We start from the raw sequence: 11,187 nt of genomic DNA, 5'->3' as shown, positions 1-11,187 counted from the left end.
GGGACTGGTCGTTATTCGTCGGCTGGTATTTGTGAAAGAATGTTTCTTAACCCTCGCCAATCAGCTTCGATTTGCGGAGTTAACGTCCGATTATAAAAGATCGCAGCGGGATGATACATCGGCACGATCAGATATTCTTTTTCCGACCATTGATAGCCATCCTTTGTCGGATTGCTTTCTTGAATTTTGGAACGGATCACTTCGCCATGGTGGTCTTTGATATAATAGGCGTTGCCTAATAATCGCTGTAGTCCGATATTGCCAACAGTTGCAATGACGGGCGGATCCACGATGGACAACTCGTAGTCAAGCAGTGGTGCGTGTAGCAAGACTTCCTTTTTGGTAGGTGTCCGATTGGGATGGACGATCTCATGGGCATCGCTGCGCTTGTTGATTCGTTCTTTGACGGAATATGGACGGCTGCGGACAGCGCTGGTGATGTAGACATCCTCACGGGTCAAACCGGCTAAAGCCAACGATTTCATCAATTCTTTTCCTGCTTGTCCGCTAAAAGGAATAAAATTCTCGATTTCGGTTCGACCAGGGGCTTCACCAACGATCATCAATTTGGGCTGCAGCGGTCCTTGACCGGGAACAAATCCTTCCAACGGATAACTGCGGGATGCCTGTTGAACGGCAGTGGCTAATTCTTTGGGGTATTGCATGAAAACTCCTCCCATTCTGTTTCGCTTGTGCTCTTTCTTCTATAGTAATAGAAAATAAAAAATGCACAAAAGGAAATGACTAGTAGCAAAAGAATTCTGTCTTTTCCTTAATTAGTGATTGACTTTAGGAAAACATTTTGATAAAGTTAATCTGTTGTAATTGTGGACTCCACAGCTACAACCGCACAGAACAAGTAGTAAGTACGAAAGTCACTTGGGATGGCGAGTCTAAGTATATTATAAGGAGGTGCTGTAGAGCATGTACGCAATTATCAAAACTGGTGGGAAACAAGTAAAAGTTGAAGTGGGTCAAGCAATCTACGTTGAAAAATTAGACGTTGAAGCTGGACAAAAGGTTACTTTTGATGAAGTTATCTTAGTAGGTGGCGAATCAACAAAAGTGGGTGCCCCAATCGTTGCAGGAGCAACTGTTGAAGGAACTGTTGAAAAACACGGCAAACAAAAGAAAGTCGTAACTTTCAAATACAAACCTAAAAAACATTCACACCGTAAACAAGGTCACCGTCAACCTTACACAAAAGTTGTTATTGACGCGATCAACGCTTAATTCTTACGAAAAGCAGGGTAACGAATATGATCAAAGGGACATTCAAACGAAATGACTCTGGTCGGATTGTTTCTTTTGAACTAGCTGGACACGCACAAGCAGGAGAATACGGCAAAGACATCGTCTGTGCTGCAGCATCCGCTTTAGCGATCAGTGCAGTCAATGGGATCGATGCTTTGGCTGGCGTTGCGCCAAAAGTTGAAGCAGATAACGAAAATGGTGGGTACTTATTAGTCACGCTGCCTTCTCGTTTGACCCAAGAGCAGTCGAATATCGCACAAATTCTTTTAGAAAATTTGTTGATCGGCTTGCAATCAGTTCAAGAAGAGTACAACGATTATATCCAAATCAAAACTACTAAAGAAAACTAGGAGGTGCATCTCATGTTGATGAAAATGAATTTGCAATTCTTCGCTCACAAAAAAGGTGGGGGTTCTACTTCTAACGGACGTGACTCTCAATCAAAACGTTTAGGTGCGAAACGTGCTGACGGTCAAACCGTTTCAGGCGGATCAATCCTTTATCGCCAACGCGGTACTAAAATTTACCCAGGGGTAAACGTAGGTATCGGTGGAGATGATACATTGTTTGCAAAAGTTGACGGCGTTGTTCGTTTCGAACGTAAAGGCCGCGACAAAAAACAAGTATCTGTTTATCCAGTAGCGCAAGAAGCATAAGAAAATGACATCCAGATTACGTAAAAGTAACCTGGGTGTTTTTTTATACACCAATGAAACCGTTTTAACGAAATAGTTATTTATAATAGCTTAGATAAGGAGTGAAGCAATGATTCAATTAAAAGAAATCACGAAGGAAAACTATCGTGCGTGCATGAATTTGAAGACAACGAAGGAGCAAGAAGATTTTGTTGCGCCCAATTGGTACTCAATGTTAGAGGCGATCTATGAGGAACCACGTCAGGCATTTGCCCTCTACAATGGTGAGGATATGGTCGGCTTTCTCTTATTTAGTTTTTACGAAGCGGATGAGGATTATCCAAAAGCTTCGTGGTGGATCGAGCGGTTTATGATCGCAGAAAAATTCCAAAATCAAGGGTTAGGCAGTCAGGCGTTTCTTGCTGGGTTAGATTGGTTCAAAACCCATATCCAAGCGCAAGAATTAAGGATCTCCGCTGTAGATGGCAACGAGATCGCAACAAAGCTTTACGAACGAAACGGCTTTGTCTTGACAGGTGAAATGATTGATAACGAGCATGTACTCTTGTTGCAGCTGCCAACGGATCAAGGGTAAATGACTCTTTCTACAGTAAAAAATGAGGTCAAAAGCAGAGGTTCTTAAGGGGATTCTCTGCTTTTTTTATTGGTGTTTTTCCGGTCAAAAAAGTGTGCCGTCATTTTCTGGCTAGATTTTTCAAGAAATTTTGTGCACTTAGGGTAAGAATTACGAGTATATCCATGCTTTGTTGTTCACAAAGTTCCTTTTGCTATTAACGAAATCTTTACACGTTGACAACACAAACCTTATATTCATTTGATACTCTGAGGAAGTAGAATAAATGGAAAGAAACTTTCGAAAAACGTTGATTATTGAGAATGTGCTCACGAATGATTTTGGTCGAAACACGAACATTATCAAAAAAGAAAACGTTCGTAATTCGAAAAAGATTGTTTTTGATTCGTTGGTTTTTTATAATCAAAAAGGAAAGTTCGGAATTCCGTGAGTTCGATTTTTTTAATGAAAAGGAGAAAAAGTGATGAAAGTTTGGAAGAAAACGGCAATGTTTGGTTTAGGTTTGGTGGCAGCAGTTACGCTGGCGGCATGTGGCTCAGGTGGAGCAAGTACTGACTCGGCGGCTGAAGAAGCAGGATATGTACCAGAAAAGTTGACCGTTCAATTTGTTCCATCACAAGCAGCAGAAACATTAGAAGCAAAAGCAAAACCACTTGAGCAATTATTAAGTGATGAATTGGGGATTCCAGTCACTGTGAGTGTTTCCACTGACTACAATACAATCGTCGAAGCAATGGCTTCGAAACAAGTAGATGTAGGCTTTTTACCGCCGAATGCCTATGTTTTAGCAAATGAACAAAGCAATGTTAAGGTGCTATTACAAGCACAGCGTTATGGCATCAAGCAGCCTGGTGGGGAATCAACGGATGAATTGGTTGATAGCTATCGCTCAATGATCGTCGTAAAAAGCGGCAGCGATATCAAAGAGTTGGAAGATTTAAAAGGCAAAACGATTGCCACGCAAGATGTTACTTCTTCTGCCGGTTATGTTTGGCCAGTAGCAGAAATGAAAAAAGCAGGCATCGATATCAATACGGATGTGACGACTGTTCAAGTCAAAGGCCATGACCAAGCGGTCTTATCTGTCTTGAATGGCGACGTTGACGCAGCGTTGGTTTTTGAAGATGCCCGCAACACGGTCAAAAATGATTACCCAGAAATCATGGATGAGGTAGAACCAATGTACTTTACCGAACCGATCCCGAACGATACGATCAGTGTCCGCAGCGACATGAGTGAAGAGTGGGACAAAAAAATCCAAGATGCCTTTATCGCGATCGGTAAAGATGAAGAAGGAAAACAAATCATCTCTGATATTTACTCTCATGAAGGATACGTTGTTTCACAAGACAGCAATTTCGACATCGTAAGAGAGTATGCGGAACAAGTCGGACAATAACTAATAGATGAATAGATCGGGAGGGTACCGGTAGTTGAGGTACCCTTTTCGAATGGAAAGCAATTTTTACCTAATGGAAAGAAAGTAGGAGAATCATGGCTCTAGAGAACGAAACGATTATTTCATTTCAGAATGTGACCAAGCGATACCCAAATGGGGTATTAGGTTTGAAGGACTTAAACATCGATATCAAAAAAGGGGAATTTGTCATCGTAGTGGGTTTATCAGGAGCAGGAAAATCAACGATGCTGCGCTCCATCAATCGACTGCACGAGATCACGAGTGGCGAGATTTTAATCGATAGCAAGTCGATCACAAAAGCAAAAGGAAGAGAGCTACGCTTGATTCGTCGAGACATTGGCATGATTTTCCAAAGCTTTAATTTGGTGAAACGTTCGAGTGTCTTGCGAAATGTCTTAACTGGGCGAGTAGCTTATCACCCAACGATCAAAATGTTGCTTGGTTTGTTCCCGCAAGCGGATAAAGAGCTGGCTTATCAATCGCTGCAGCGGGTCAATTTAGCAGAAAAAGTCTATACTCGAGCCGATGAATTGTCTGGCGGTCAGCAGCAGCGGGTTTCGATTGCCCGTGCTTTGACGCAAGAGCCGAAGATTATTTTAGCGGATGAACCGGTTGCTTCCTTAGATCCTTTAACCACTGAAAAAGTCATGAATGACTTAAAACGGATCAATCAAGATCTGGGGATTACCATCGTAGTCAATTTGCATTCTGTCCAATTGGCAAGAGAGTACGGCACGCGGATCATCGGGTTGCGAGACGGAGGCTTGGTTTTTGATGGCCCTGTCAGTGAAGCGACCGATCAGCGATTGAAACAGATTTATGGCAGCGAGATCATAGAAGAGCAGGAAGGGGCAGGACAATGACGACAAATACGTTGCCGAAACGCAGCGGACTATGGAAAAATGTTCTTTGGCTCGTCATTTTTTTAGTGGTATTGTTCGTTAGCGGCTCTATTTCAGGCGTTGATTTGGCACGGTTCTTTAGCAATAGCAGTCAAATGAATGTCATTTTACAAAAGATGGCTCATCCTGATTGGGCATATGCCAAAATCATTGTAGAGCCGATTTTACAAACGATCCAAATGGCGATCATCGGCACGACCTTTGGTGCACTGGCGGCTTTTCCGTTTTCACTTTTAGCAGCACGAAATATCATGACGAATCATTGGATCAGCGGTTGTTTCCGTTTTGTTTTAAATATCATTCGGACAGTACCTGATTTGATGCTGGCGGCTTTATTTGTTGCCATTGTCGGAATCGGTCCCGTTGCCGGGGTGATCTCCATCTCTGTGTTTTCTTTTGGGATGATCACCAAATTGTTTTATGAATCGATTGAAACGATTGATGAAGGTCCGATCGAAGCAATCACGGCTTCTGGAGGATCGAAGTTTGACATCATCCGCTATGCAGTCGTACCGCAAGTCATGAGCCATTTTCTTAGTTACTTGCTTTATGCCTTTGAGATCAATGTGCGGGCATCGACGATTCTTGGGTATATCGGCGCAGGCGGAATCGGTGTTTTCTTACAACGATCTTTAAGCCAATTTCGATATGACCAGACGTCGATTATCGTCTTAGTGATTTTTGCAGTTGTTTTGGTGATTGATACCATCAGTAATAGATTAAGGGAGCGATTGTTATGATGTTGCCAGCAGAACCGAAAAAGAAAAAAATACGGAATTGGCTGATCGCAGTAGTCGTTATCCTCCTTTATATTTGGGCTTTTGCTGGCGTGCCTTTTGCGGGTGTTAAAGAAAATGTCGGTCAAATTGTCGGCTCAATCTTTTATGGCTTGATCCATCCTGATTGGGGCTATGTTTATACCGGTGATGGCGAAGATTTGATCAGTTTGATGATCGAAACCGTTGCGATCGCCTTTGTGGGTACGTTTTTATCCTCAATATTAAGTATTCCTTTTGCCTTTTGGGCGGCGCGCAGCAAAAACAGCCCTCGCTGGCTATCAGGTTTCGGTAAAATCGTGCTGACGGCGATTCGAACGTTTCCAGAAATCGTCTTAGCGATCATGTTCATCAAAACAGTGGGTCCCGGATCCTTTGCTGGTGTTTTGGCAGTTAGTGTCCATTCCATTGGGATGTTGGCGAAACTCTATAGCGAAGCGATCGAGAACATGGATCACGGTCCTTCAGAATCGGTCGTTAGTGCGGGAGGAAATCGTTGGGATGTGTTAGGCTTTGCGACATTGCCACAATTGATTCCAGAATTTCTTTCTTTTACCTTGTATCGTTTTGAACTGGCTGTCCGTTCAGCTTCGATCTTAGGGATCGTAGGAGCAGGTGGGATCGGTACGCCGATGATCTTTGCCATCAATGCGCGATCATGGAGCCGTGTAGGAATCATTTTATTAGGGATCGTTGTGACGGTCACGATCATTGATTTTATTTCTGGGCGCTTGCGTAAACGATTGGTTTAATAAAATGAGGTGCGTACTCGAAAAAACACAGTCAGCATAGGCTGTGTTTTTTTGCAGCGGATAGGCGGATGTCGTTTAAGACAGGTTTCGTGAAACTTGTTATACTGGATTCATAGAAAATGAACCCAAACAAGGAGGCTGTTTTATGAAAGCATTATTGATCGTCAATCCAAGTTCTGGTGGGGAACAAGCGAAAGAATTTGAGGAGATGGCAGAAGAAAAGCTGCGGGAAGCTTTTTCAGAGGTCGTTGTCAAACATACCGAAAAAGAAGGAGATGCTACACGTTTTGCCTCTGAGGCAGCAGCAGAATTTGACAGTGTCTTCGCAATGGGCGGTGATGGTACCGTCAATGAAGCGGTCAATGGCTTAGCCCCTCATGACAAACGACCAAATTTCGGTTTCTTCCCGCTGGGCACAGTAAATGATTTAGCCAGAGCATTAGCGATTCCACTAGATCCCAAGGAAGCCATCGAATCATTTGCAGTGGATCACACCCGCAAAATCGATATTGGGCAGGTTAATCAAGACTATTTTACCAATGTAGTGGCGATTGGTATGATTCCAGCGGCGATCAACAATGTGGAAGTTGAAGAAAAAACCAAGCTGGGAAAAATGGCCTATTTTGTTTCTGGTCTACGGGAAGTGCGGAAAAATGAAAGTCATCCGTTTGAAGTGACCGCCGAAAATAATGGCGAAAAAACGACGATCGCTGTGGAAAGCAGTACGATGATCGTTGGTTCATCCAATACGATCGGCGGTTTCGAATCTCTTTTGCCTAAAGCGAGTACCGATGACGGCAAATTACATCTGATCTACTTAAAGGATACGAATCTTTGGGAAACTGTCAAAAGCGTGCCTGAGCTTCTCAAAGGAGTTACGGAATCAAATGATGTTCTTGGTTATCAAACTTTTGATAAAGCAACGATTCGTTTGACGGATGGGGCAACGATCGAAACGAATGTCGATGGTGATCCAGGACCTGAATTGCCAATCACAGTAGCGGTGCTGCCGCAACATCTTACCGTGTATTGCGGAGTTGAAAAAGCCCGCTAAATCATTCATAACTAGGAAACGATCCGTCAAAAGCGGATTGTTTTTTTTATTCAGAAAGAGTATACTGGGAAAAAAATTTACTGAAAGAAGGGGTTCTATGACGATACGTTCTGCCACGATTGCAGATGCGCAAGCCTTGACAGCAATCTATGCTTATTATGTAGAAAATACACCGATTACCTTTGAAACGGAGGTGCCATCGGTTCAAGAATTCGCGGAACGCATCGCCAAGACCTTGAAACGCTACCCGTATCTCGTTGCAGAAGAGGCTAGTGGAATTGTCGGTTATGCCTATGCGTCAGCCTATAAAGAACGGGCGGCGTATGATTGGACCGTTGAAGTAACCGTTTATTTAGCGCCGGATGCCAAAGCAAAAGGGCTCGGCACCGCTCTTTATCAAGGGCTTGAAGAAAAACTAAAAGCGCAAAACGTGGTCAATCTGACTGCGTGTATTACAGGAGGCAATCAACAAAGTGAGGCTTTTCATGAGAAGCTTGGGTATCGGAAAGTTGCTGATTTTTCGCATGTCGGCTATAAGTTCAATCAATGGCACGATGTGATTTGGATGCAAAAAGAACTGCAATGGTTTCCTGATCAGGTGCCAACGTTCATTCCCAATGAAAAAGCCTAACACATCCTGACTTTTGAATATCTTTTTTTGGCAAAATGCTTTATGCTGAGAGTAGCATGTGAAAGGACGTTCTATTGTTCTTTCGAACAAAGTATTTTGCTTTTTCTGTGTGGAAAAAAAGTTGCTTTTTTATAGAAAAATGAGTAAAGTATTCAAGTGGAAAAAACAAGGAGGCGAAGCTGTTGGGCAAGCGAATCGAACGGATTTATCAATATATCGTCGAAAATACGATGAGCGGCTTAGGGGAAAAGAAGGGGTTGTCTACTTCAGAAGTTGCCGATCATTTAGCCATTCAGCGCAGTAATGCCAGTAAGGATTTAAATAAGCTTGTCAAAGAAGGGCGCGTCGAAAAAAGCGACTCGCGGCCTGTTCGTTATTGGGCGGCAGGGGTCGATCCCAGCAGTAAGGAAAAGTATGTCCCAAGCTACAAAGAAAGTCGCCCGCAAAGAGAGAAAGCCTTCCCTCAACGAGTACAAGGAAAACCCTCTGACCGAGATATTTTTGCGACGATCATCGGTGCCAACGGAAGTATGAAAAACGCTGTTGAGCAGGCGAAAGCAGCGATCTTGTATCCGCCGAAAGGGCTAAACTGCTTGATCACAGGGCCTACTGGTTCTGGGAAAACGTACTTTGCCCATGCGATGTTCCAGTTTGCCAAAAGCAATCAAGTAATTGCCGATGACAAAGAATTGATCGTCTTTAACTGTGCGGACTATGCAAATAACCCAGAGCTTTTGATGAGCCATTTGTTTGGTTATGTACGGGGGGCATTTACGGGTGCCGATCAAGAGAAGATTGGTATTATTGATCAAGCGGATGAGAGTATGTTGTTTCTCGATGAGATCCATCGATTGCCGCCAGAAGGGCAAGAAATGATTTTTTACTTTATGGATCATGGTACCTTTAGTCGTCTAGGAGAGACGGGCAAAAATCATCAAGCGAATGTCCGAATCGTTGGTGCTACTACCGAAGACCCCAACTCAACGCTATTAGATACCTTTACCCGACGCATTCCCATCAATATTCAACTGCCCTTTTTTGAGAAACGACCCGCATCAGAAAAAGTCGATCTCGTTCGGGTATTAGTCGGGCAAGAGGCGACCCGTATTCAGCGGACGATCTCCTTGACAGAAGATGTGGTCAAAGCGTTGATCGGCAGTGTCAGTTTTGGGAATATCGGTCAATTGAAATCCAATGTCCAGCTAGTCTGTGCACGGGGCTTTTTGAATCATATGCAACAAGATGAGATTGAAATCGATTTGATCGATTTGCCAGAAGGGATTCGTTCAGGATTGATCGTTTTGGGGAATCGCCGCAATGAGCTGGCAGAGCTTTCTAAGATCCTTGAACCGAAGATCAGCATTCAACCGAATCAAAACTTAAACAATATTCAATCAGATTCCTATGAATTGCCTTATAATCTTTACGATATTATCGGCGACAAGGCTGCTCTGCTAAAAGCAGATGGGTTAGATCAAGAAGCGATCAATCATTTTATCTCAACAGATATCAATGTTCACTTAAAGTCTTTTTATAAAGATCACGGGTTTTCCTTTAACTCGGTCAATAAACTAAGTGAATTTGTCGATCAGAAAGTGATCAGTGTAACAAATCAAATCTATGAGCTGGTTCGACAACGCTTAAATTATGATTTTCAGCAAAATTTCATCTATGCCATGAGCTTACACATCAGCTCGTTTTTGAAAAAAATCCATTTGGGAGAAGAACGACAAACCAATGACAATATTCGTCAGATGGTAGCTGACTATCCTCAAGAGTTTGAAGTCGCCAAAGAAGTCCGCGATTTTATTGGTGATAGTTTCCAAGTGGCGATTCCTGAGAGCGAATCTTATTATTTAGCGGTTCTTCTGGTTTCTCTTAGAACCTCTCATTCCTCTGGGAAAATCGGCGTCGTCGTTGCAGCCCACGGCAACAGCACAGCCAGTAGCATGGTACAAGTGGTCAAACAGTTGCTGGAAGTCGATCAAGTGACAGCGGTGGACATGCCATTAGATATGCCACCAGCTGTGGCGTTGAAAAAAATCGTGGATAGTGTACGGGCAGTCAATGATGGCAGTGGGGTGATCCTCTTAGTCGATATGGGGTCCTTAGCGACCTTTAATAATGAAATCCAGCGAGAAACGGGTGTGGCTGTTCGAACAGTCGATATGGTGACCACCTCCATCGTCCTAGAGACGGTCCGTAAAGCGTCAGTGATCGGCACGGACCTCGATCAGCTCTATGATTCATTACGGAAGTTCCGCGGGTATGGAGCGGTCACTGTGGAAGAACCAGTGACACAAAACCACCATCCTAAAGCGATTCTAGCGGTCTGCGCTTCGGGAAAGGGAACGGCGCAGCGCATCAAAGAATTGATCCAAAGCTCATTGTCAAAACGTCAAAACCAAAATGTCGAAGTGGTGACGTTATCGGTGGCGGATCTGAGGACGGACTTGGATCAAATTCAACAGCGCTATCGACTGATTGCCGCAACAGGGATCATCGATCCCCATATCGACGCACCGTTTATTTCATTAGAACGTTTTATTGATCAAGATGTTGATCTACTGTTGGATGATATCCTATTAGAGAATGATTTGAGTTTTGAAGATGAAGTACAGCTAGATGATCGGCAGGCGAAAGAAATCTGTGTCCGGTATTTAGAGGAAAACTTTACCTATGTCAATGCGAAAAAAGTAGTAGAGCCGTTGTGGAAATTTGGCGAAGAGATCATTCACGATTTGGATTTGGTAGGGGCGCAGCAAGGCTTTCAGATCAATTTTGTGATGCATGGCGCAGGTATGCTGGAGCGGATCTTACTGCGGCAGCCATTGACTGTTTCTGAAATTGATTTAGCAGCGATGGAGGAGAATCCGCTTTATGGCCAATTGCATGTGCATGTCCAATCGTTTTCACGCTTGATGAATATCGAAGTGCCCAAGACTGAAGAGTACTATCTGCTAGAGCTGATCAAAAACCATCACGAAAAAGAAATGTATTTTTAATTCTTACAAATAATACAGATACACTAAAAAAGATACAGTATTTTTTAGTGTATCTTTTTTAGTGTATTATCTGAATGCTGATTCTTAAGGTTTTTTCAAGAATAGTGTATCGGAAAAACTTGGCACGCTTCTTGCTTCTATATAAGTGGATACAGGAGGTGAT

12 protein-coding genes and 1 other annotated feature are annotated in these 11,187 nt (G+C 43.2%); of the genes, 11 read left to right on the top strand and 1 reads right to left on the bottom strand.

The window, feature by feature from the left end:
* Positions 1-11 precede the first annotated feature (11 nt).
* A complete protein-coding gene (locus ACIPK1_RS09855; protein WP_400450664.1) occupies positions 12-665 on the bottom strand; it encodes a uracil-DNA glycosylase in 654 nt (217 codons plus the stop codon).
* Positions 666-834: 169 nt separating this feature from the next.
* Positions 835-905 (top strand) — a sequence feature (ribosomal protein L21 leader region).
* 19 nt (positions 906-924) lie between these two features.
* On the opposite strand from ACIPK1_RS09855, the gene rplU reads away from it, so the two are divergent.
* The 11 genes from rplU (at position 925) to ACIPK1_RS09800 (ending at position 11,024) form a co-directional block, all read left to right on the top strand.
* Positions 925-1,233, top strand: a complete 309-nt coding sequence (rplU, locus tag ACIPK1_RS09850; RefSeq protein ID WP_005225751.1) for a 50S ribosomal protein L21 — start codon at positions 925-927, stop codon at positions 1,231-1,233.
* Between the two features lie 26 nt (positions 1,234-1,259).
* The gene (locus ACIPK1_RS09845; RefSeq protein ID WP_005225752.1) at positions 1,260-1,604 is read left to right on the top strand and encodes a ribosomal-processing cysteine protease Prp; all 345 of its coding nucleotides are present in this window, start codon (positions 1,260-1,262) and stop codon (positions 1,602-1,604) included.
* Positions 1,605-1,616: 12 nt separating this feature from the next.
* Entirely contained in the window at positions 1,617-1,910 is a 294-nt protein-coding gene (gene rpmA, locus ACIPK1_RS09840) for a 50S ribosomal protein L27 (RefSeq protein WP_003126181.1), read from the top strand.
* 109 nt (positions 1,911-2,019) lie between these two features.
* The gene (locus tag ACIPK1_RS09835) at positions 2,020-2,484 is read left to right on the top strand and encodes a GNAT family N-acetyltransferase (protein ID WP_005235322.1); all 465 of its coding nucleotides are present in this window, start codon (positions 2,020-2,022) and stop codon (positions 2,482-2,484) included.
* A 463-nt stretch (positions 2,485-2,947) separates the two neighbouring features.
* A complete protein-coding gene (gene phnD / locus ACIPK1_RS09830; protein WP_400450661.1) occupies positions 2,948-3,883 on the top strand; it encodes a phosphate/phosphite/phosphonate ABC transporter substrate-binding protein in 936 nt (311 codons plus the stop codon).
* Between the two features lie 95 nt (positions 3,884-3,978).
* Positions 3,979-4,767, top strand: coding sequence for a phosphonate ABC transporter ATP-binding protein (phnC, locus tag ACIPK1_RS09825; RefSeq protein ID WP_016620453.1), 789 nt, complete (start codon positions 3,979-3,981; stop codon positions 4,765-4,767).
* The gene (gene phnE, locus ACIPK1_RS09820; RefSeq protein ID WP_005235330.1) at positions 4,764-5,546 is read left to right on the top strand and encodes a phosphonate ABC transporter, permease protein PhnE; all 783 of its coding nucleotides are present in this window, start codon (positions 4,764-4,766) and stop codon (positions 5,544-5,546) included. Before phnC ends, phnE (ACIPK1_RS09820) begins: the two co-directional genes overlap by 4 nt.
* A complete protein-coding gene (phnE, locus tag ACIPK1_RS09815; RefSeq protein WP_008378503.1) occupies positions 5,543-6,334 on the top strand; it encodes a phosphonate ABC transporter, permease protein PhnE in 792 nt (263 codons plus the stop codon). The genes phnE (ACIPK1_RS09820) and phnE (ACIPK1_RS09815) overlap by 4 nt, the downstream gene beginning before the upstream one ends.
* Before the next feature lie 145 nt (positions 6,335-6,479).
* Complete coding sequence (locus ACIPK1_RS09810; protein WP_008378502.1) at positions 6,480-7,388, top strand: diacylglycerol kinase family protein; 909 nt, start codon at positions 6,480-6,482, stop codon at positions 7,386-7,388.
* Positions 7,389-7,485: 97 nt separating this feature from the next.
* Positions 7,486-8,019: a GNAT family N-acetyltransferase gene (locus tag ACIPK1_RS09805; protein WP_034872572.1), complete on the top strand. Its 534-nt coding sequence runs from the start codon at positions 7,486-7,488 to the stop codon at positions 8,017-8,019.
* 230 nt (positions 8,020-8,249) lie between these two features.
* Positions 8,250-11,024 (top strand): sigma-54-dependent transcriptional regulator, encoded by a 2,775-nt coding sequence (locus ACIPK1_RS09800; RefSeq protein WP_016620450.1) that lies wholly within the window; start codon positions 8,250-8,252, stop codon positions 11,022-11,024.
* Positions 11,025-11,187 lie beyond the last annotated feature (163 nt).

Source organism: Enterococcus sp. NPDC086594 (assembly GCF_044746145.1).
Lineage (GTDB): Bacteria > Bacillota > Bacilli > Lactobacillales > Enterococcaceae > Enterococcus_D > Enterococcus_D entomosocium.
The sequence above is the reverse complement of the archived record's forward strand: the minus strand, read 5'-3'. Positions and strand labels throughout refer to the sequence as shown.